Below are 19,676 nucleotides of genomic sequence, written 5' to 3'. Positions count from 1 at the left end.
ATCGCCCCAGCACAAGCCCGAGGCAGCCCACGCCCGGCACCGCACCCTCAACCACGTTCGGAGACGGCCTTGCCGACATCCCGCACGCCCGCTGGCGGCTCGTCCCCGGCCGCCGGGGACGAGCCCGACGCTCGCTTCCCGTACGGCAATCTCCTCTTCGCCCTCACCGCGCACGTCAGCACCTCCACCGACGAGCGGGAGGTTGCCGCCCTGCTGCACCAGGTCCTCGACGGCAATGACGGGCTGCTCACCCGGCTCGCCGAGCTTTTCGACGCCGCCACCGAGAAGGCCCGTGCGCACGACCGGAACGACGGCGACGACGACGCCTTCTACCTGGCCATGGACCTCGCCGACGCAGCCACCCGGCTCCGCGGGCTCGGAGAAGACCTCCATGTCGTCCCCGAGCGCATGGCCGCCCTCACCTCCGCTTCCCCGCCCCAGCCCTGGCGGCCCTTCCAACCCGGAGTCATGGCCGCCATCCCGGTGGCACTGACCGCGCCCACGCCCGGTCGTGCTCCATAGCCCCTCCACCCTTCTGGAGCCTCTTTGGGATCTCCCGCCTTCATCGCTCGCCCCACCGCCACCGGATACGAGGGCGTCCACGTTCAGTTCGACAGCAGCCCCCGGAACATGCTCCCGCTACTGCTGGCCGCTTACCAATTCCGGTTCGGCCGGGACATCGAGGCCCTGAGCCGATACCTGATCGACGGCGTCGTCTTCGCCTGGGACGAGATCGGCACCGACCTTCTCGACGGATCACCGCCCGGGCTGCTGCAGCGATTGACCGGCGGCGAACAGTGGCCCAGCCGCGAGATGACCAACGTCCTCAACCTCGACGGAACACCCGCCGAACGGGAAACCGTGACCCAGGACAACTCCAGCGGCCACCACTGGGGCTACATCCTCCATCCGGCCGGCATCGAAGTGATCAGCCGGCAGATCGACCACCGCAGACCGGTCATGTCCTGGGAGACCGATCCCCGTGTCCATTTCAGTGAAGCGTTCGAGCTCTGGATGCCCGGCAGCCCACCGCCGATGGCGCTGCCACGCGATCTGCCGAAGCTCACCCCCGCCCCCGCCCAGCCTGCCGCACCAGCCCGAACCGCCACCAGGCCGCCGCACCGCTGACCACCCTCCGAAGGAGTCCTCCTGAAGCAGCATTTCAACTTCGGCCAGCACCCCGATTACGGTTTCGTCGCCGCCCCCACCGCGAACACAACGCCGCACCTCGCCCACTGGTACCTCACGGCGGAGCAGTTCGAGCCCGTCCCCGGCGTCGAGGGCCTGTACCGGCTAACCAGCCCCGAGTACGACGGTGTGCGCCGCACCCGGCAGGCCGTCCACGATCTGCGCCGGCACGGCTTCGAAGTCCACGCCGACTACACCCTTGACCCCGCTCAGAGCGCCGGTCCGCCCCGGATCCAGCCCCGGGCCGGGCTGATGGAACGCCGCTCCCGGATCGCCCAGGCCGCTGGTATCCGCTCCTCGCAGTACCGGCCGGCCGTCACCACCCAGGCCGCACCCACGTCCCCGCGGCCAGCAGGTCCGCTCGCCACCTCCGGACAGGGGCGCGTTCGGTGACCGAGAACCTGATCAGCATCGTCCGCGGCCGGGGCGGTGAGGTGGAGGTGGAAGGGCCGATCGACTCGCTCGCCTCCGAACTGCTCTCCCACGCTGGGTTCGTCAGGCAATACACCCTGCGCGGCACCTGGCACCGTCTCCCCTTCGACCTGGGCGAAGAATGGGAGAACGACCACGCCTCCCACGCCGCCGAGATGCTGTGTGCCGCCCGCTATCCGGTCCGGCTCGATCCCTCTCTCTCGCCCACCGCCCCGCTGCGAGGCGAGAGCGGTGCCGCGCGCTCCGTACGGACAGCGGCCCAGACCCTGAAGACCTGGGCGCGGAACGCCGACGGCCTCCGGCAGCCGTACGAGGCGGGGCAGGCGCTCGCCGCCCTCGCCCAGGGCGACGACAGCCTCCTGCGACCCTCGGCCGACCTGCTGCTCGGCACGGCATCCGCCGTCTCCGCGCTCCCGAGCCCCGCGCACGACCGGGACGCTCGGCGGCTGGCCGAACTCGCCGGAGTCCTGCGGGTCGTGGAGATCGAGGTCGACCGGATCGCCCTGCGCCTGCAGGCGACCCCCGATCTCGCGCCCTCCTCCGCCCTGCAGCGGTCGCACGCAGTGGTCGAGGCTCCGCCGAAGCTGCAGGCCCTGGTCCATCGCCTCAGCGAACAACGAGCGCGGGAGTACCAGGCCCACTTGCCCCCGCCGGCCCCGGCGCCGAGCGGCGGGGGCCGGGGGCGGTGAGCCCGGACCCTCTGGAGGCGCCGTCCGGGACCGAGCTGCGCAGGCGTGCCCGCGCCGATGCCCTCCCCTTCCTCGCCGAGCTTGCTCTGCCCGATCCGGCCGAGGCCGTACGGGCCTGGACGCAGCAGGTCACCACCGCCCAGACCGTCGCCCAGGTCCACGTCCTCGTCGACACCCTGACCGGGACGCAGGCGAGCGCCCTCTTGGCTCTGCGGGACTTCCTTCGCGCCGCCGGCACGTGGTGCCGCGACCGCGGCCAGCCGGCGCTCGCCGAGCGATACCTGCGCACCAGCGACCTCCTCGACATCGCCGACCGGCAGCTCTACCAGCTCGGCATCGAACACCTCACCGCCTTCCGCACCCGAGCGCCCGCGAGCCGCTCCAACCGAAAGGGACCTCCCCCTGAACCCCACTGACCTCGCTCTGCTCGCCAGAGCAGCCGGCAGCGCCGCCAGTCGCTCCTCCACCGAGATCACGTTGTTCACGAGCGAGAACAACGGCGTCGTCGGGCTCGTCGACGGCGCCAACTGGCGCTGGGCGCATACCGCGATGGAGCTCGCCGGGTTCGAGAAGACCGAAGACGGAAACAAGGCCGTTCCGCTGAACGATCTCGACCACGCCCGCGAGGTCCTGCTCACCCTGGGCGTGGTCGCCCAGCTCGCCGGCGTCACGGTCACCGCGAGCAGCGAGACCTACGTGGGGGACTTCGCCCGCGACCTGGTCGATCACCTCCCCGGCAGATGGACGGTGAAGGTCGAGAACTACGCGATGAAGCTATGGCAGGACGACCTCGCCGCCTGTCTGTGGAGCACCGGGCACGTGGCGAGCGCGCTGGACAATCACCGTGTTGCGCGGGTGGCAATTCTCAGGCGAGACGACGGAGCCGAATTCACCGTCCTGCGGGACCCCCAGGGGGACCTGTACCACGTGGGCGCGCTCCGTCCGCGCGACCTCTACAACGAAGAACTTGTCACTCCGCCGCCGGGCGTGACCGTGCAACCGACGCCTGCCTCGGCCGCCGCCGAGATACGACACCACTTGTTCCCGGCATACATGCGCGCCGTGCTCCATTCACAGGTCAACGCCCTGGCAGACGATCTCGCCTGGGCGCACCAGGCGTACGAGCCGGGGACCATATCCGAGCCGCCCCAAGCAGACCTCGTCGATGCCTTCGCCCAGTTCACCACGGCCGCGCCGCACGTCACCGCTGCCGTGCGGGCCTTGGCGCAGCTCAACGAGTACGAGGCTGCGTTCCTGCGGCGGGTGGACGGCATCGTCGGCACACCGACCGCGGACACCGACACGCCACCGGCGGTCCCCCACGCCGATCCGCTGGCCTGGTGGCTCGCCGAGGGCTGCGAGGGACTGATCGAGCTGGCCCAGCGAGCGGTCACCGGCGGTGGACTGCCCGCCGCCGAGTCATCCCGCGCTCTCGCCTCCTCTCGGGCTCTTCCGCCCGCACCGGCTCGGGCCTCCTCCCCCGCGCCGCATCTCTGAACCCCCAGCCCGTCCGAACTTACGGAGCACCCATCAGCTCAACTTCCGCCGCTGATAAGGCAATCGAAGCCCTGAACACGTACGCCGTCCGCTACGCCGACATCAAGACTCGCAGCGACAGAGACCTCAAGCGGGCCCGCGACGGACTGGGGTGGCCCGCCTGTGTAGATGTCGAGCGGAAGGTCGAAGCCGAGCGTCACCGCGAGCAGTCCGAGGCGTTCGACGCGCTGCTCCCGCATGCCGCGCTCCTCATCGACCGGGCCCGCACTGCGCTGCGGTTCCAGCCGCCCTCCCGGCATCTGGCCGGCTGGTCACTGCTCGTGGACGACCTGGAAGCCGCCTCCGAGAAGGCCCGCTCCTCCCTCGAACGCCCGACGAGCGACACCGCGCCGCACGACGACCTCGTCCTGCGGCAGTGCTGGGGAACGTGGGCCGAGCGGGCGAAGTTCCTTGGCGACCTCGCCGTTCAGGACGGGCCGCCGCCGCCCGGACCCGAGCTGCCGGCGGACGAAGAAGCACGGTGGACCGCCCACGCCCAAGACGTCCGGCGCCGTCACATGATGTACCTGTTCGAGACCCGCTACGACGCGGCGGGCCGGCCGCTCACGATCGTCAGGGTCCCGAACCTCGACGATCCGATTGACGACTGCGCGCTGGTCATCACCGGGGACATCGACAGCCCCACGATGCGGGTCATCGGGCGCTACGACACCTACGATCAGGCTCTTGCCGCCCTGCCTCCGCCCGTACAACCGGGCGTCCTTCACCCTGCCGGGAGATTCCCCGGACCGGCCGGCCCGCTGCCGACGCTCGCCGAACTCATCACGGACGTCACCGAGGCCCACACGAGCGCAGTCGTCTTCGAGGCGCTCAGTTATGTGGCCAGTGCAGGCACCGGTCCCTGTCACCTCTCCCAGCTCTCCGACCTCCTGAGCCAGTGCGCCTCCTTCGCCCTCGCCACCGAGACGGTCGCCGGCCGGGATCTGTCGGTGCGTCTGCGCGCTCTGGCCGTCCAGACCGATCACCTCGACGGTGAGCTTCGCCAGGCGATGGCCACCTTCGAAGAGGACTGCATCGCCGTCCTGCCGCCGCATCGCACTCCCCAACCCCGGCACATCAAGCCGCCGCCTGCCGTGCGGACCACCTCGCTGCCCGCCGCGCAGGCCACGCCACCTCGCGTTCCGCGCCGCCTATAGCCCCGGCACCGTCGCGGCGGCTCCGCCTCTTCCCGGAAAGTCCCCGCTCGTCTTGCTCCTGGCCGATTCCCCATCCACCGCCCCGCCGCCCGTGACCTACCGGGCCGTCCTGGGCCGACGCCACGTCGCCCGCCTGCTTGCCGGCACTCTGCTCGGACGGATGCCCAGCGGCATGGTCCCCATCGGTCTCGTCCTGTGGATCACAGCCAGAGGCGGCTCCCTGGCGGCGGCAAGTATGCTCGCCGCCGTCTACGGGCTCGCCTCCGGGCTCACCCAGCCGGTCAAGGGCCGCCTCATGGACCGGTACGGACAGACGCGCGTCAGCGCGCCCGCCGCTGCCGTCGCGAACAGCAGCCTCCTGACCCTGCCCCTGATCGGACCGGACGGGCATCCGGCCGTCGTCACCGCGGCCGTGGCACTCGCGGGGCTTGCGAGTCCGGCTTTGGAATCAGGCCTGCGGGCGCTGTGGCCGACCGCCGTCCCTGACACCGGACAGCGGCGGGTCATCCAAGCCCTCGACACCGGCTCCCAAGGGCTCCTCTACGTCACCGGCCCGCTCCTGGCCACCTGGCTCGCCACCGCCTACGGCCCCGATGCCACGCTTCTCTCCACCGCCGTATTCGGCCTGCTCGGCGCCACCGTCGTCCTCACCTCCGGCCCGTCGCGAACCTGGCGGTCCCGCCACGGCGACACGGCGAGAGGCGGGAAGCAAGCGGCAGCACAGCGCCTGCTGAGCCCGGGACTGGTGCTGTTGTGCACGGGGCTTTCCGGGATCGGCTTCGCGCTCGGCGCGCTGACCGTCTGGGCGGCCGGCATGGCCAAGGCACACGACACCGACTGGCTCACCGGGGTCCTGCCCGCCGCCTTCTCCGCCGGCTCGTTCCTCGGCGGTCTGCTGTTCGCCCGTCTCCCCCGCCGCGCCGCTCCCTCAACCCAACTCATCATCACCGCGGTTCTGTTCGCTGCCGGGTGGCTGCCGCTTCTGTTCCAGCCAGGGCCCTGGGCCGCAATCGGGGCCACAGCCCTGCCGGGCTTGTTCCTGACGATGGCCATCACCTCGGGTTTCGACACGGTCGGCGCCCTCACCCCTGCCTCGCGGGCCACAGAGGCGTACGCGTGGCTGATCCTCGCGGTCGGTGTCGGCCAGGCCGCCGGGACCGCACTCGCCGGCGCCTTCGCCGGCACCCTCGTGTGGCTCTCCTGGCTGCCCGCTGCCGGCGCGGCCACCGCCGTCGTCGTCCTCGCCGTCTCCCGCCCCGCGCTCGGCCCTCGCCGCCGCCTCGGTCGGCACCGCCGCACCTGCGCTGGTGACTGGCCTCATTCCCAAGACCCCACTCACGAAGGAGAAACGTTCATGCCCGTCAAGACCACCTGGACCGTCATCCACAACTTGTGTGGACACGAAGTCACCCACGATCTGTCCGACCGGGCGGCCGACCGCAGGGCGGGCTTCGCCCGATGGCTCGCCGGCAGGGCCTGCTCTGACTGTTGGAAGGCCAGCCGCGACGCCGACACCGCCGCGAAGGAGCAGTGGCTCACCGCCCGGCGCGCGGAGGAGCAGGCCGCGGCGAAGGAATGGGCCGAGAGGTTCGACATGCCGCCGCTCGAGGGTCCGGAGCGGGCCCTGGACTGGGGCGAGCGCTCCCGCTTCCAGCTCGTCACCGCCGCCTACACCGCCCTGGTCACCGAGGGGACCTGGGACGAGACCGACTGGGCGGTGCTGGAGGAGAAGATCCGCACGGTCACCCGTACCGGGTGGTGGATCGACCAGCGTGAGGCCGAGGGCTCCGACCTGCCCGAGCTTCTCGACGCCGCCACGAGCGAGGACACCGGCACCGAGAACCCACATCGGTGACGGCTGCCGAGGCCCATCACGCCGGTGTGAGGCGCACATTTATAGCGCACGATCCCCGGTTAGCCTAACCGGCCTTTTTCCAGACCATGGAGTCATGCCCCCAACGCCACCTGCGGCTTTCTGCGGAAGGACTCTGCCGTGCCCGAACCCACCCGTCCCGCGTTCGCTCCCGCCGACACGATCACCGGCGACCGGGACATCACCCACGCTCACTTCGCCCCGGGCGACCAGGTCGTGGTGATCAAGGGTGTCGCCGACGGCGAACTGTGGGGCGACGCGATGACCGTCGTGACCCCGTCCTGGCACACCCCGACCGACGAGGACGGGTGGCGGCTGCGCAACCCCAACGGCGGCGCGCAGTCGTTCATCACCGGCCACCCCCGCTACCTCGTCCACCTCTCCAAGCGGTGCCCGGACTGCCTGATCTACCTGCGCGCCCTGGAGGACTACCTGCTGCCGAAAGTCGTCGGTGACAAGCCGGTCGACCTCGGCTGGTACCGGGTCACCGACTTCGGCCAGCTCGTCCACGCCGACGACGCCAAGGGCGCCGGCCGGTGATCCCCCGTACGCACCGACGCGCCGCGGACGCCGAGCCCGTGCTCTCTGACGCCCTCGGCCGCGCCCTGTCCTACCTGGCGAAGCTCGCCGAGAACACGGTGGTGGCCCGCTGGGCAGGCATGGACGCCCGCACGGCCGATGACGATCCGGCGTCGTGGACCTCGGTGGACTGGGCCGAGCACGTCAACGATCCGCTGTTCGAGCATCCCTCGGCCGCGAGCCCCGAGGGTGACCGGCGGGCGGTTTTCCACATCGATGTCCGCCTGGCTCCCGGCGACCGGTCGCTGACCGGTCCGGAGTGGGCCGAGATCGCCCACCGCATCGCCCGCGCCGCCAGCATCGCGGCCCCTGGCGACGAGCAGGGCTGCCGGTGGATCGCCGTCCAGGCCCACCCACGCCGTGTCGACCTGATCGCCAACCTCATCCGCCTCGACGGCACCTGGCAGCAGCTTCCGTCCGACCTGCTGCGCCGCCTCGCCGCTGAAGCCCGGCGCCTTGAGGACGACCTCGGCCTCATCTCCCCCCAGCGCCCTGCCGCGCCACGTGTACCGGATGCCGCCATGCAGGCGCCCATGCTGCTCGCACAGGTCAGCGACGAGACCTCCGGCCCGCTCGCCGGCGCCCGCAGCATCATCGAGCACCTCGCCCAGCGGCTTGTCGGGCATCCGCAGGCCCACGTCCGCGAGGCCGGGCACCGCCTTGAGTGGACGGCCCGCCGCCTGCTCTCTCTCCAGCAGGACCTCACCACCACGGCCACCACCCTCAACTCTCCCCCGGGCCATGCCCCGTCCGCTCCCCCGCCGGGCTCCCCCGCTCTCTCAGCGGCAGCCAGAACGGGGCACCGTCCCATGACGTAAAGGAAGAACCTGCTTGGCCCTCAGCGACCGCCGTATCGTCCTGCGGCGCGATCCGCACTCCGGCGAAGTCCTCGCCCACGACGGCGATCCGGAGGCCCACAGCCTCCTGCAACGCACCGGCTTCGTCCACGTCATCCGCCAGCACGAGCGCTACCACCGCGCGCCCACCGGCCTCCACCAGGCCGCCGAGGACACCCTGGCCACCAAGGCCGTCACCGCTCTGCGATCGGCGGGCTACGCCGTCGAGTGCGACGAGGCGTTCGACACCGAGGAGCGCACCGCCCACTACCTGCCGCTCGGCGCCCAGGTCGCCTCCCTCGCCGACGTCCTCCGCGAAGCCACGACCACCGAAGACGCAACCGCGATCCTGACCGAGCTCACCGCGGCCCACGACGGCATCTTCGCCGCCCTTGCCGACGTCCTCAGCGCCACCGAGGACTTCTTCGACAGCCTCGGCATACAGGACGACCGGCACACAGCAGCCGTCCTACGCGGCCTGAACGATCACCACCTCGCGATCGTCGCTACCCAGATCCACCGGCTGCGTAACGAGCTCGCGGACCGGCACGAGGCCCACCCCGCGCGCCAGCCCTGCCCGAGCGAAGTCTCGGCCCACGAGCGCGAAGCATCCGCCCACTGCCCCTGCCCGACCATCACCCTGCCGCCCCGGCTGCCCGCCCCGCCCCCGGCCCGGCGCCTTTGACCCACGCCACAAGGACCCCCATGCACAACGCCGATCCCAGTGACCTCGAATCCTTCGCCACCGTCCTCGCCGGCGAACTGCCCGGCCGGTGGACCAGCCAGTACCACCCCGACCACGGCGACACCGACTACGACCACCTCGCCTCCGAGGTGTGGGACATGGACCAGACCGCCCACGCCATCGCCACCCACGGCGTCTCCCACTGCGCGGTCCTCACCCGCACCGACGATGGCGCCCGCCTGTTCGTCATCGACCACCTCGGCCAGGCCGAAGGCTTCCTCGTCACCGCCATGGCCCCCGCCGGCCTGCCGGCCACCGCGTACACGGGAGTCCGCGAGCCCGACGGGCTCGCCGTCCCCGCCGACCCCTTCCACGCCGCCGAGGCCGTCACGCTCCACCTGCTCCCCCGCTACGCCGACGCCGCCGCCCACGCCCGCCGCAACGCCGCTGCCCTCGCCTCGCCCCTGCCCGACCAGATCGAACTCACCTGGGCTGAGGACGCCCTGACCACCCCGGTCCCCGAGTCGGCTCCGCTCACCACGCTGCTCGCCGAGCACGGCCTCTTCTACGACAAGGACAAGGACCTCCTCGTCCTGCCTGGAGACGACACCGCCGTACAGGCGCAGGCCGTCCGGGCCGTCGGCGCGCGGCTGGCCGAACTCGGCGTCGGCATCGGCATGCGACACCCCGCCCGCCCCGCGCTCGCAACGGCCCGCCCGCTGCCCGCCCGCACAGCACCGTCCGCTACCCGCAGCCGATGAACGACCCTGCGGCAGAGCCCGAGTTCCTCCTCCCCAACTACGTCACCATCACGCGCGACCCGCGGACCCAGCTGGTCCTCGCGATCGGCGGAAACCAGCGCGCGGCCGGCATCCTGCAGACCACCGGCGGCTTCACTCACCACCCGGGCCCCAGCATCCACTACCACCGGCAGCCGGTCACGATGCCCGTCGAACGACAGCGCCTCGGGGCAACGGCCGCCTCCTACGCACTTCTTGCCGCCGGGTACAGCGTCTACCTCGCACCCGACCTCAACGTCCTCGCCACCCCGGACGGGGACCGCGAGGCCGCGTACCGGTATCTCACCCGGCTGACCGAGCTCGCCCGCAGCACGACCGAGACGCACGTCCTCGCCGGCGTCATGGCCGAGACCGCCGCCCCCGAGACCGGAGTGCTGCCCCGGCTCCGCGAAGTGCTCGTCGCCGTGTGGACCGCCTGGGGCGACCAGCTGCGTGAGCAGGGCGACGACCCCGAGCCGGCCGACCGTCTGATGGACATCACCAGCGTGATGTCGAACATGGCCAGGGACATCGACGACCTCCGTACGAAGGCGGCACACACCCCGCCGCCGCTCAAACCTGCCAAGTCCCCTCCGTCCTCCGCGCGCACGGCGAAGGAGACGTCGCCCCGACGCCGGTGACCGCCAACCCGCTCTTTCCCTATTCGGAGTACGCCTTGAACCTCGCCGACGAGAGCAACACCGACGTCGAGATCTACCGCAAGAGCAGCCATCCGGACCGGCTCCACATCGACAGCCGGACCGGCGCTCCCGAGGAACTGCTCGACCTCCTCGACGCTGCCGGGCTGGAGCGCCGACGAGCGGAGACCGACGGCCCCGTCTACACCTGGCACGAGACACCCGATGACCTGAGCCGGAAGGGGCAGCGACAGCTCGCCACGCGAGCGATCCTTCCGCTCCTCGTTGCCGGATACGACGTCAACATCGACCCCGACGAGCTCGACGTAACCGCCTGGGCTCAGACCATGCAGGCCCACCGCGCTGCGCAGAGGGGGGACGCGGGTCTCTCCCAGCCCCCGCCGCCACCGGCTGCCGGCCCGCCCCGCTCTCGGCGCTGACCCCGTGCCCGCGCCGGGACTCGCTCCCGCTCCCCGCCGCTTTCCTGGAGGCCCCACGCTGAACAAACGCCCCGATCCCCAAACCTACGGCACATACCAGGCCATCAACATCGCCAGCCGCCTCGAACTCCTCAATCAGTACCTCACTCAGCAGGGCCTCACGCCGCCCGACACCGTCCAGGTCCTGGAGCACACCTTCGCCCCCGAGGACGGCGTCCTCGCGCAGGTCACCGCCCTGGTCACGGCCGCGAGCCGCTTCGCCCAGGACCAGGCCACGCGCGGGCTCCTGCCACCTGAGGTGTGGCTCGCTCTCGGCCGCGCCGCCAACGAACTCCGCGACATCGGCCTCGACCTCGAAGAACACATCTACCCCCTCTCTGCCGCTGCCCGCAGCCGTTCCTCCGGTGAGGCCGCCAAGCCGCCGGCGCCCGTGCCGCTCGTCGTACGGAGGCACCGGTGACCCGCAAGCAGTACCCGACCTGGGGCGCCAGTGATCACGCCGAACAGCACTACCTCGTCGAGCCCCGGCATCTGGCCGGCGGCGGCGACATCCGGCATGTGACCGAGTTCCTGCGTGCCTCCGGCTGGACGGACCGTTCGACGACCGGCGGACCGCTCGTCTTCGATCGCTCCGATCGCCTGGTCCGCGTCGCCTACGACCCGGGCAGCCCGTCAGGCGGCTGGCAGATCCGCGGCCAGGCCACGGCCACCGAGCCTGGGTGGCAGGTCACCTTCACCCGGCAGACGCCCGTGGAGATCGTCGCCGGTTTCACCGACGCCCTCACCCGCGAGCGCTCTGCCCACGCCCCCAACCCCTGGGCCCCGCTCCAGCAGCAGAACTGGGAGACCGAGCGCTCCCAGCACTTCACCGCCGTCGGCCCCGACCGGAACACCTGGCTGCAGTTCCACCAGACCGGCGACGGCCAGGCCCACTGGTGGGCTGGAGCCCGAACCGAGCACGGCCGGACGTGGGACGCCGTCTTCTCGGCCACGACTCCGATGGACCTGATCGAGACGTTCTCCGTGTCCCTCGCCGACCCGCAGCCGGTCATGCGCCCCCGCGGTCACATCCCGGCATCGAAGTGGATCCGTACGACGTCCGTGTCCGTGCGGCCCTCGGAGCTCGGCGCCTGGCAGCAGGCCCGCATCACCGCCGCCCGCGCCGCCACCTGGGCCCGCCACTCCTGGGCCTCCGCCCGGCCCCGCACCCGCACCCCGGCCGACGCCGCGGCCCGCCCGTACGCCACGGCCGGGGGCACCGCCCGCGCCCGCCGGTAACCAGCCCTTGAAGGAGGAACACCCTGGTCACCGAGCGACAACTCCGGGCCTTCGCCCAGGACCACTACAGGTACGGGGCCGCCGTCAGCCCACGCCACCTGGCCGGCCCCGGAGATCCCCGGCACGTCACCCACGCCCTGCACGCCGCGGGCTGGAAAGCCGACTCCGACCCGCTCCACCCCACGGTCGTCATGACGAGCCCCGACCATTCTCACTGGCTCACGATCGACCCCGGCTCCCGGAGGACCTGCTGGCACATCGCCGGTCGCGGCAAGCCCAACTGGTCGATGTGGTTCAGCGGCAGCGCGCCGGTGGAGATCGTGGCCGCTGTCACCGACGCCCTCGTCCGGCCCGTCCCCCAGGAGAATGGCCCGACGATCGTCGGTCTCCTCACCGACGCGCACTGGCAGCACACCCCGGACAAGTCCGGCGACGAACAGCTGCTGTCTCCGGACGGCACCATCGTCGTCAGCCTTCACCTCTCTGACGTATCCGCCCTGCACTACTGGTCTATCAACGTCGCCGGCCATCACGACCAGTACGGTCCCCAGCAACGGCTCTGGAGCGCGAGCCTCGACGGGGACGCTCCCCCGCATCTTCTGGCAGCCCTCGCAGGCGCGCTGATCGACCCGGCCCCCGTGCTGCGCACCCGCTTCGAGGTCCCAAGCAACCAGCGCCTGGACGTGGGCGCCGAGTTCGAGATCCACGACCAGGTCGTCGCCGCGCACACCAGACGCCTGGCAGAGGCCCGCCGGCACCACCCCAAGAACCTTCCGGTCACGGGGATTCCAGCCCCGAACGCCTCCGCAGCCGCTCGTCCGGCAAGCCGCCGCTGACCCTCGCCCCTGCACTCAAGGAGCCATCCTGAACACACCGCCCGACAGACACGCCCTCCTCCTCACGCGGCTGGAGGTGTTCCTGGTGGAGAGCGAGGCGATCCTCGCCGCCTGGGACGCCTACTCCGACAAGCACACCGACGCCGCCGGCTGGCCGCACGACAAGGTGTCGTACGGCTGGCGCATGGTCCAGCGGGACTCCGAGACCTGGCGAGCGTTCCAGGAGATCCGCCACTCGACCCGCGAACTGCTCGCCACGGCCGCCGTCCAGCTCCAGCACATCAACGCCGGTGACATCGAGCCCCGATGGGCATGGCAACTGAGCGAACTCAGAGGTGCCTTGGAGCAGTTGGAAACGCTCCAGATCGAACGTGCCGAGGTCCGTGAAGCCCGGCGCACCTCACCGCCGGTGTCGCAGGAGGAGTTCGTCGACTCCGTGGCCGAGCGCAACGAGGAGGCGTGGAGCTACCTGGACACCTGGGCCACACAGGGCCGAGCCCTCCTAGACATCCACGCCGTCGCCCTCAAGGCGCCGCCGCGGATCCTGAGCGCCGCGGCGGCCCCGGCAGCAGTAGCGGCCCGCCGTCAGGTGGGGAGGCGCGGATGAGTATCAAGGTCGAGCAGGCGTTCATCTCGCCCCGGTACCTCGCCGGTCCCGGGGACCCGGCCTACGTCACCGCCGCTCTGCACGTCGGCGCCGGCTGGAGTCACGGCCATGACCCGCTCATGCCCCGAGTCGTCCTGACCAGCCCGGACCAGAAGTCGATGCTCCGTCTCGAGCCCGCGCTGAACGAGCCGTGGTGGCACCTCTCCCATCGCGACGGCCGCACCGGGTCCGTCTGGAACGCGTCCTTCGACGGCTCGACGCCCGTCGAGCTGATCGCCGCGGTCACCGACGCTCTCACCGACCCCGACTACAACGCGCGCGAGGTGGTTGCCCCGTACCAGCCGCTATGGCGGGCCGGTTGGGACTCCGTTCACAACGGGGAGTTCCGCTCGCCGGACGGACGAGTGAGGGGCGAACGCTTCAACTTCTCCGGCAGCCACAACTGGCACATCACGGCCAGCCTCGACGAGGACGACCCCGTGTGGAAAGCCCGGTTCGCCAGCGCCACACCCCGCGTCCTCGTGGCCGCGTTCATGCAGGCGCTCGCCGATCCGGAGCCGGTGCGCCGCTCCCACGAGCAGACCATCGGTCTCTCCCGCCACCGGATCACCCTGCACTGGCAGGAGCAGTCGGCCGAGAGCGTGGCCCACGCACTGCCGGAGCGGATCGAGCGTCTCGCCTCCCGCCGCTCCAGCACTCCACCCGCGGCGCCGCCGGCACTACCGCCGGCACCCCGCCGCGCCCGCTGACGATCCCCCGCCCACCGAAGCTCGCACCGTCCAAGGAACCGCCGCTTGTCCCCCGCCCCCTCCTCCAACTCCGACGGCTACGACATAGCCCTGAAGGTACTCCTCGGCGCCCTCGCCATCTGCCTTCCCTTCGCCTCGATCGCCTGGCTGGGCGGCAACCTCACCGCCTGGGCGACCGACACCGGTCCCTGGGCGCCCTACCGGCCCGGTGACGCCCTCCTCCACCCCGAGACACTCTGGCCCAGGGCCGGAGAAACGTCCCTGCTCATCACCGCCCGCATCGTCCCCGCCCTTGTGACGCTGCTCCTCGCCGCCGGCGCCGGAGCCCTGTGGCTCCGGTACAAGAACCGGACCGGCAGCCGGAAGAAGAAGGTCACCGGGATGGCCACAGCCCGCGACATCGAGCCGCTGCTCGCCAAGGCCATCGAGGCCAAGGCCCGCTCCCTGCGCCCGAGCCTGAAGCACGCCAAACACATCGAGCCGCGCGACGCCGGCGTCCTCCTCGGCAACCTCCAGGGCACGAAGCACGAGGTCCGTATGGGTTTCGAGGACGTCGCCGTCGCGATCATGGCCCCGCGGTCCGGCAAGACAACGTCCCTCGCCATCCCCTCCATCCTCGCCGCGCCGGGGCCGGTGCTGCTGACCTCGAACAAGGCCGCCGGCGACGCCTTCACCGCCTGCCTCGATGCACGCGAGCGGGTGGGCCGGGTGTGGTCGATGGACCCACAGCAGATCGCGCACGCCGAGCGGACGATGTGGTGGAACCCGCTCGCCGACGCCAAGTCCCTCGACGGGGCAGGCAGGTTGGCCGGCCACTTCCTCGCCGCAAGCGTGGACGCCAGCCAGCAGGGCGACTTCTGGTCCAAGGCCGGCAGCAACATCCTCGCCCAGCTGTTCCTGGCCGCGGCGCTCGACGAACGGCCCATCACCGACGTGATGCAGTGGCTCGCCTTCCCCGCCGACCGCACCCCGCTCGACATCCTGCGCGACCACAAGTTCACCGCCGTCGCCTCCCAGCTCAAGGGCACCGTCGAAGGCCCGCCCGAGACACGCGACGGCATCTACGAGACCGCCCGCCAATACGCCGCCGCCCTGCTCAACAGCGAGATCGCCGCCTGGGTCACCCCGCAGCACGGCGTCGCGGAGTTCCGCCCGGCCGAGTTCGTCACGTCCACGGACACCTTGTTCCTGCTGTCGAAGGACGGCGGAGGCGGCGCCTCCGCACTGATCGCGGCGTACGCGGACGGCGTGATGCGGGCCGCGACCGCTCAGGCCGAACGAGCCGGTGGCCGGCTCGACCCGCCGATGCTCGCGATCCTCGATGAGGCCGCCAACGTCTGCAAAATCTCGGACTTGCCCGACCTGTACTCCCACCTCGGCAGCCGTGGGATCATCCCGATCACCATCCTGCAGTCCTACCGGCAAGGCCAGAAGGTCTGGGGCGACGCCGGCATGGACGCCATGTGGTCCGCGGCCACCGTCAAGGTCATCGGCTCCGGCATCGACGACCCCGACTTCGCCGACAAACTCTCCCGGATGATCGGCGACCACGACGTCGAGACGACCTCGACGTCCATCTCCGACTCCGGCAAGTCGACCTCGATCAGCATGCGGCAGGAGCGGATCCTGCCCGCCGACGCGATCCGGGCCCTGGCCAAGGGCTCCGCCCTGTGCCTGGCCACCGGAATGCGAGTCGCGATGCTCGACCTGCGCCCCTGGTACACCGAGCCCGGCGCCGACGAGCTCGCCGCCGCCTCCGCCCGCGCCTCGAAGGCGATCACCGCACGCGCCATCGCCAAACAGACTCCGCCGCAGGAGCAGTTCGGCCAGGCCGCGTAGCCACGTACCACGCACTGCTCATCCTCAAGGAGGTCATCGATTGTCCGGACAGCCTCTGCCGTCTCTGGACCTGGATCCGTCTACGCACAGCCTGCTGAACCTGGATCCATCTACGCACAGCCTGCTGAACCTGCTCGCGAAGGCGTGGAACACCACGCCCAACGCCGCCGTCCGCCAGCTCCTCGTCCTGTTCGCCGAGAACGCGCCAACCGCCGCGGAGACGGATACGAGCAGCCAGATCCGAGTGCACGCGATCTACGCTGCCACCCGCATCAACGCGATCTACGACACCAGCGCCCAGTCCGTCACCATCCCCGCAGGAAACCCCGGCGCCGGAAGGTACAAGTCTCCGAGCGGAGCGTCCAGCGCGGTCATCGCAGCCCTGCGTCCCACCGTCAACCCAATCCGCACCGGTTGGGACTTCTGGCGGATCAGCGCCTCCGGGCAGCACCTCCGCACCATCCGGCCCCCGTCTGCCACCGTCCTTGCCCCACGTGCCCTGCCTCAGCCGACGCCGCCGACGGCTCAAGCGGCGCACCGCCGCTGATTTCAGCTTTTCCGGAGACCACTGTGCAGATGATCGACCTCGCCGAGCAGACCCGGCTCCTCGGCCAGACACCCCGCCGGCTGGAAGAGCTACGCGCAGAAATCGAAGCCATTCGGACGGGCGAAATCCGGCGGCCCGTGCGAGAGATCGCGCCGCTCAGCATCCGTGCCCACGGTCTGACGATCCAGTGTCTCCAGCAGCTCGACATCCTCTCCACCAATCAGTACGCCGTCATGAAGGGAGGAGAGGAGAGCCTCGCCCGCCTGGCCGAAGCCACGCTGCGTATCTCGATCGCTTCTTCCTTGTGCGCGTTCGGCATCACCGGGCGCACCGACGCCCTGCTGTACGAGGACAGCGACGAGACGCCGGAGACGAGCCGAGGGCACCTCGCCAAGGCGGTAACGAATCTCGGCACCGCCACCGGCACGTACCGGGTGCTCGCACAGAACCTCTCGCGGCGCCTGGCCTCCACCGCAGCGCGGGCCGAGGACCAGCCCCGCATCGACCGCGCCCTCGCCAACCACGGTGCGACCGCCACGAAGCCGCCCAGCGTGCCCGCGGCGGCATCCAGCCGGCCTCGCTCCCGCTAACCCCTCTCAGACAAGGAGCCCTCCATCTCGCTTGCCGATACCTCCGCCCACGTGCAGCATCTCCGCTCGTTCGCCTCTCAGTTCACCGCCCTGAGCAGCCAGGTGAAAGAGCTCGCCTGGACTCCTGGAAGTGACCTTCTCGCCAAGATCACCCCTCTACTTCAGACCTCCACGCAGCTGACAGTAGACGTGGTCGGCGAACTGACCGCCCTCGACGGCAGCCCCTACGTCGCTGTGCCAGGAAGCCGCCCAGCCCTGGACGCGCTCGCTGGAGCCGTCGGCGCAGCGTCTTCCGCATCCGCCGATCTAGCGGCGGCTGTCGCCTCCAACCCCTTGCACGGCACGGGATTCCCCGGCCCTCCGGAGGACGCGGATGCCGTCCGTGAAGCCCGGCACGCACACGCGCTGCCCCTCATCACGGAACACCTGGCCGCCGCGGTCCAAGGCTTCGATCTCGCCGCGACCTGCTGCGCCTACGTCGCCACCGGCATCACGAATGACCTGGAACGGGCCGCCGCAGCCGAGAAACTGCCGAAGCTGAATGACGGGCAGCACAGGGCACTTGAGGCGCTCGCCCACGGCGAAGGGCGACGCACTGAGAGCGGTCGGATGGGAGCCATCAGAATCCGGACCGCCGATGGGTCACTCATCCACGCTGCCACCTTCGCCTTCTTCGAAAAGCACGACCTCGTGCGGATCGAGACCAAGCACTCGCTCTACCGGGGCCAGACCGTCACGATCACGAGCCGCGCTCGTCGCCTCCTCGCCCGACACAGCCGCGCGGCCCATGGCCCCACAGCCGTTACACGGCCCCAGCCGCAACAGCGCGTAACCCAACGGTAACGGCCACCCCACGCCCCGGCCGCCGCACCGAACTGCCACCACCTCCGCCTGACCGTCCCCGTTTCCTGGAGCAGGAGCCGCTTTGACGTCCCACCACATCGTCCCGAGCGAGGAGGACCTGCACTTCCTCACCCGCTCCCTGCTGGTCTGCTTCAACAAACTCGATGACCTCAAGAGCCAGCGTGGCACGGCCGCCGAGCGCCTCCCCGACACCGTCCGCATCGGCGGCGCGCTGCACCAGACATCGCTGTACGTCGGCAAGCTGCTGGCGCAGACCGCGCTCAGCGACGCAGGAACAACAGTCGACGGTCGAGAGGCTGTCGTCGTGCTCCGCCGCCTCACCACACATACCGCCAACTCAGCGATCTGGGCGGCGGACTGCGTCTCCTCTCTCGTCCACGACGACACAATCTCTGCCGACCGCCAGCTGGAATGGACGCGTGCCCACCTGGCCAAAACGCCCGTGATGGTCCAAGACGTCAGTGCCGCCCTGCTGCGCCACGACGGCTACCTCTACGCCCAGGAACGGGCGACACGGGAGAACCTCGACACCAGCGGCCCTGCCGTCAAGGTCAGCCAAGCGCAGCGCAAGGGCCTCGCCTCGCTCGCCCGCGGCGACGCAGTCGTCCGCGGATCCACAGCCGGCACCCGGGAAGTCGCCACGCCTCTGGCCGCGCACATGAGGGCCACAACCATCGACGCGCTCGCCGACAAGAAGCTGATCACCCTCACCCCGCTCGCCCAGCAAGACCGGTACGGCGTCCGGCTCACCTCCGACGGCGTCCAGGCCCTTCTCTCAGCACGGCCGGCACAACACAGCCACCCTGCTTCGGTCACACCCGCACCCACCACGGCGAAGAGCGCCGTGCGGTCGGCGGGCGCGGCGCGGCGGTGACCGCCTTGTCCGACGAACGAGTTGTCCAGCGTCCCGCCCCGCCGAACTGGAACGCGACCTCGCCGCCCTGCTCACGCTGACCGCTCCGCACCCCTCGGCTTCCGACGTCCCGAGACGAGACGCTCCAGCCCCTCCGCGCCCGCCCGGCACGTCGGCGCCTGGCCGACACCCGCCGCCGCTGAACCAGCCCATCCGCGCCAAAGGGCGGGCACCCGGGGTGCTCGCGCCCCCCTGCGGCAGCACCTCCCGCCCTTCCCAATCCCCTTGGAGATCTCCTTGCGATTCCCCCGTGCCGCCCTGTGCGCGGCCGCCCTGGCAACCCTCGCCGTTCCGGCAACCGCCTCCGCTGCCTCGGCCGCGACCACCGCGCCCGCCGCCCTCCCGCTGGTGCGGGACTGCGACCGGCCCGGACCGTGGACGATCAGCACAAGCGCCGTCAACATCCGCTCCCGCGCCACCACCAGCTCCACCATCGTCGGTGTCCTCTACCGCAGCCACCGGTTCACCGTGCACTACTCCAGCGGCAGTTGGCGCTACATCACGGATCTCACGACCGGCAAGAAGGGCTGGGTCTCGGGCACCTACGTATACCGCGAGGCATACATGTGCCTCGACTGATACCCGCGGCCGTGACGCTGCCCCCGTAACCAGCGTCCCCGG

26 protein-coding genes and 1 pseudogene are annotated in these 19,676 nt (G+C 70.9%); 26 read left to right on the top strand and 1 reads right to left on the bottom strand.

What is annotated here, in order from left to right; all coding sequences use genetic code 11:
• Positions 1 to 69: 69 nt before the first annotated feature.
• From ACWFR1_RS21985 to ACWFR1_RS21960, 6 genes are all read left to right on the top strand, one after another.
• Complete coding sequence (locus ACWFR1_RS21985) at positions 70 to 522, top strand: hypothetical protein (protein ID WP_453553636.1); 453 nt, start codon at positions 70 to 72, stop codon at positions 520 to 522.
• Between the two features lie 24 nt (positions 523 to 546).
• Positions 547 to 1,128, top strand: a complete 582-nt coding sequence (locus tag ACWFR1_RS21980; RefSeq protein ID WP_453553634.1) for a hypothetical protein — start codon at positions 547 to 549, stop codon at positions 1,126 to 1,128.
• A gap of 189 nt (positions 1,129 to 1,317) precedes the next feature.
• On the top strand, positions 1,318 to 1,581 hold the full coding sequence (locus tag ACWFR1_RS21975) for a hypothetical protein (RefSeq protein WP_453553632.1): 264 nt from the start codon (positions 1,318 to 1,320) through the stop codon (positions 1,579 to 1,581).
• Positions 1,578 to 2,309, top strand: a complete 732-nt coding sequence (locus ACWFR1_RS21970; protein WP_453553630.1) for a hypothetical protein — start codon at positions 1,578 to 1,580, stop codon at positions 2,307 to 2,309. Before ACWFR1_RS21975 ends, ACWFR1_RS21970 begins: the two co-directional genes overlap by 4 nt.
• Positions 2,306 to 2,725, top strand: coding sequence for a hypothetical protein (locus tag ACWFR1_RS21965; RefSeq protein ID WP_453553628.1), 420 nt, complete (start codon positions 2,306 to 2,308; stop codon positions 2,723 to 2,725). The genes ACWFR1_RS21970 and ACWFR1_RS21965 overlap by 4 nt, the downstream gene beginning before the upstream one ends.
• 61 nt (positions 2,726 to 2,786) lie before the next feature.
• Entirely contained in the window at positions 2,787 to 3,806 is a 1,020-nt protein-coding gene (locus ACWFR1_RS21960) for a hypothetical protein (protein WP_453553626.1), read from the top strand.
• A gap of 38 nt (positions 3,807 to 3,844) precedes the next feature.
• Here the strand turns inward: ACWFR1_RS21960 and ACWFR1_RS21955 are convergent, their stop codons facing one another.
• Positions 3,845 to 4,045 (bottom strand): hypothetical protein, encoded by a 201-nt coding sequence (locus ACWFR1_RS21955; protein WP_453553624.1) that lies wholly within the window; start codon positions 4,043 to 4,045, stop codon positions 3,845 to 3,847.
• A gap of 81 nt (positions 4,046 to 4,126) precedes the next feature.
• Here ACWFR1_RS21955 and ACWFR1_RS21950 point away from each other — a divergent pair, with 81 nt between their 5' ends.
• The 20 genes and pseudogenes from ACWFR1_RS21950 to ACWFR1_RS21855 all read left to right on the top strand — a co-directional run bounded on the left by ACWFR1_RS21950 (position 4,127) and on the right by ACWFR1_RS21855 (position 19,634).
• Positions 4,127 to 5,002 carry a hypothetical protein gene (locus ACWFR1_RS21950; protein ID WP_453553622.1) on the top strand — a complete coding sequence of 292 codons (876 nt, stop codon included), beginning with the start codon at positions 4,127 to 4,129 and terminating at the stop codon, positions 5,000 to 5,002.
• A 91-nt stretch (positions 5,003 to 5,093) separates the two neighbouring features.
• A pseudogene (locus tag ACWFR1_RS21945) lies at positions 5,094 to 5,942 on the top strand (MFS transporter); the annotation flags it as partial.
• 414 nt (positions 5,943 to 6,356) lie between these two features.
• The gene (locus tag ACWFR1_RS21940) at positions 6,357 to 6,857 is read left to right on the top strand and encodes a hypothetical protein (protein ID WP_453553680.1); all 501 of its coding nucleotides are present in this window, start codon (positions 6,357 to 6,359) and stop codon (positions 6,855 to 6,857) included.
• Between the two features lie 138 nt (positions 6,858 to 6,995).
• Complete coding sequence (locus ACWFR1_RS21935; protein WP_384234097.1) at positions 6,996 to 7,415, top strand: hypothetical protein; 420 nt, start codon at positions 6,996 to 6,998, stop codon at positions 7,413 to 7,415.
• Complete coding sequence (locus ACWFR1_RS21930) at positions 7,412 to 8,272, top strand: relaxase/mobilization nuclease (RefSeq protein ID WP_453553620.1); 861 nt, start codon at positions 7,412 to 7,414, stop codon at positions 8,270 to 8,272. The genes ACWFR1_RS21935 and ACWFR1_RS21930 overlap by 4 nt, the downstream gene beginning before the upstream one ends.
• A gap of 13 nt (positions 8,273 to 8,285) precedes the next feature.
• Positions 8,286 to 8,975 (top strand): hypothetical protein, encoded by a 690-nt coding sequence (locus ACWFR1_RS21925; RefSeq protein ID WP_453553618.1) that lies wholly within the window; start codon positions 8,286 to 8,288, stop codon positions 8,973 to 8,975.
• 20 nt (positions 8,976 to 8,995) lie between these two features.
• Positions 8,996 to 9,736: a hypothetical protein gene (locus ACWFR1_RS21920; protein ID WP_453553616.1), complete on the top strand. Its 741-nt coding sequence runs from the start codon at positions 8,996 to 8,998 to the stop codon at positions 9,734 to 9,736.
• Positions 9,733 to 10,395: a hypothetical protein gene (locus tag ACWFR1_RS21915; protein WP_453553614.1), complete on the top strand. Its 663-nt coding sequence runs from the start codon at positions 9,733 to 9,735 to the stop codon at positions 10,393 to 10,395. The genes ACWFR1_RS21920 and ACWFR1_RS21915 overlap by 4 nt, the downstream gene beginning before the upstream one ends.
• Positions 10,396 to 10,430: 35 nt before the next feature.
• Complete coding sequence (locus ACWFR1_RS21910) at positions 10,431 to 10,832, top strand: hypothetical protein (RefSeq protein ID WP_453553612.1); 402 nt, start codon at positions 10,431 to 10,433, stop codon at positions 10,830 to 10,832.
• Positions 10,833 to 10,836: 4 nt separating this feature from the next.
• Positions 10,837 to 11,292 carry a hypothetical protein gene (locus tag ACWFR1_RS21905; RefSeq protein WP_453553610.1) on the top strand — a complete coding sequence of 152 codons (456 nt, stop codon included), beginning with the start codon at positions 10,837 to 10,839 and terminating at the stop codon, positions 11,290 to 11,292.
• On the top strand, positions 11,289 to 12,110 hold the full coding sequence (locus ACWFR1_RS21900; RefSeq protein WP_453553608.1) for a DUF317 domain-containing protein: 822 nt from the start codon (positions 11,289 to 11,291) through the stop codon (positions 12,108 to 12,110). Before ACWFR1_RS21905 ends, ACWFR1_RS21900 begins: the two co-directional genes overlap by 4 nt.
• Before the next feature lie 191 nt (positions 12,111 to 12,301).
• A complete protein-coding gene (locus tag ACWFR1_RS21895) occupies positions 12,302 to 12,946 on the top strand; it encodes a DUF317 domain-containing protein (RefSeq protein WP_453553606.1) in 645 nt (214 codons plus the stop codon).
• Positions 12,947 to 13,031: 85 nt separating this feature from the next.
• Positions 13,032 to 13,553: a hypothetical protein gene (locus ACWFR1_RS21890; protein ID WP_453553604.1), complete on the top strand. Its 522-nt coding sequence runs from the start codon at positions 13,032 to 13,034 to the stop codon at positions 13,551 to 13,553.
• Entirely contained in the window at positions 13,550 to 14,302 is a 753-nt protein-coding gene (locus ACWFR1_RS21885; RefSeq protein ID WP_453553602.1) for a DUF317 domain-containing protein, read from the top strand. Before ACWFR1_RS21890 ends, ACWFR1_RS21885 begins: the two co-directional genes overlap by 4 nt.
• A gap of 45 nt (positions 14,303 to 14,347) precedes the next feature.
• A complete protein-coding gene (locus ACWFR1_RS21880) occupies positions 14,348 to 16,141 on the top strand; it encodes a type IV secretory system conjugative DNA transfer family protein (protein WP_453553600.1) in 1,794 nt (597 codons plus the stop codon).
• A gap of 40 nt (positions 16,142 to 16,181) precedes the next feature.
• Positions 16,182 to 16,688: a hypothetical protein gene (locus ACWFR1_RS21875; RefSeq protein ID WP_453553598.1), complete on the top strand. Its 507-nt coding sequence runs from the start codon at positions 16,182 to 16,184 to the stop codon at positions 16,686 to 16,688.
• A 29-nt stretch (positions 16,689 to 16,717) separates the two neighbouring features.
• Positions 16,718 to 17,278, top strand: a complete 561-nt coding sequence (locus ACWFR1_RS21870; RefSeq protein ID WP_453553678.1) for a hypothetical protein — start codon at positions 16,718 to 16,720, stop codon at positions 17,276 to 17,278.
• A 51-nt stretch (positions 17,279 to 17,329) separates the two neighbouring features.
• Complete coding sequence (locus tag ACWFR1_RS21865; RefSeq protein WP_453553596.1) at positions 17,330 to 18,121, top strand: hypothetical protein; 792 nt, start codon at positions 17,330 to 17,332, stop codon at positions 18,119 to 18,121.
• Positions 18,122 to 18,203: 82 nt separating this feature from the next.
• Positions 18,204 to 19,016 carry a hypothetical protein gene (locus ACWFR1_RS21860; protein WP_453553594.1) on the top strand — a complete coding sequence of 271 codons (813 nt, stop codon included), beginning with the start codon at positions 18,204 to 18,206 and terminating at the stop codon, positions 19,014 to 19,016.
• 276 nt (positions 19,017 to 19,292) lie between these two features.
• Positions 19,293 to 19,634, top strand: coding sequence for an SH3 domain-containing protein (locus ACWFR1_RS21855; protein ID WP_453553592.1), 342 nt, complete (start codon positions 19,293 to 19,295; stop codon positions 19,632 to 19,634).
• Positions 19,635 to 19,676 lie beyond the last annotated feature (42 nt).

The sequence above is a fragment of the Streptomyces sp. NPDC055103 genome (assembly GCF_053607625.1).
Note: the sequence above shows the minus strand (reverse complement) of the source record. Positions and strands in the feature narration are given on the sequence as shown.

Excerpts from the sequence above, each read along its gene's own strand:
- ACWFR1_RS21940 (WP_453553680.1), top strand. The coding sequence starts at position 6,357 with ATGCCCGTCAAGACCACCTGGACCGTCATCCACAACTTGTGTGGACAC.
- ACWFR1_RS21915 (WP_453553614.1), top strand. The coding sequence starts at position 9,733 with ATGAACGACCCTGCGGCAGAGCCCGAGTTCCTCCTCCCCAACTACGTC.
- ACWFR1_RS21895 (WP_453553606.1), top strand. The coding sequence starts at position 12,302 with ATGACGAGCCCCGACCATTCTCACTGGCTCACGATCGACCCCGGCTCC.
- ACWFR1_RS21920 (WP_453553616.1), top strand. The coding sequence starts at position 8,996 with ATGCACAACGCCGATCCCAGTGACCTCGAATCCTTCGCCACCGTCCTC.
- ACWFR1_RS21885 (WP_453553602.1), top strand. The coding sequence starts at position 13,550 with ATGAGTATCAAGGTCGAGCAGGCGTTCATCTCGCCCCGGTACCTCGCC.
- ACWFR1_RS21955 (WP_453553624.1), bottom strand. The coding sequence starts at position 4,045 with ATGCGGGAGCAGCGCGTCGAACGCCTCGGACTGCTCGCGGTGACGCTC.
- ACWFR1_RS21870 (WP_453553678.1), top strand. The coding sequence starts at position 16,718 with ATGATCGACCTCGCCGAGCAGACCCGGCTCCTCGGCCAGACACCCCGC.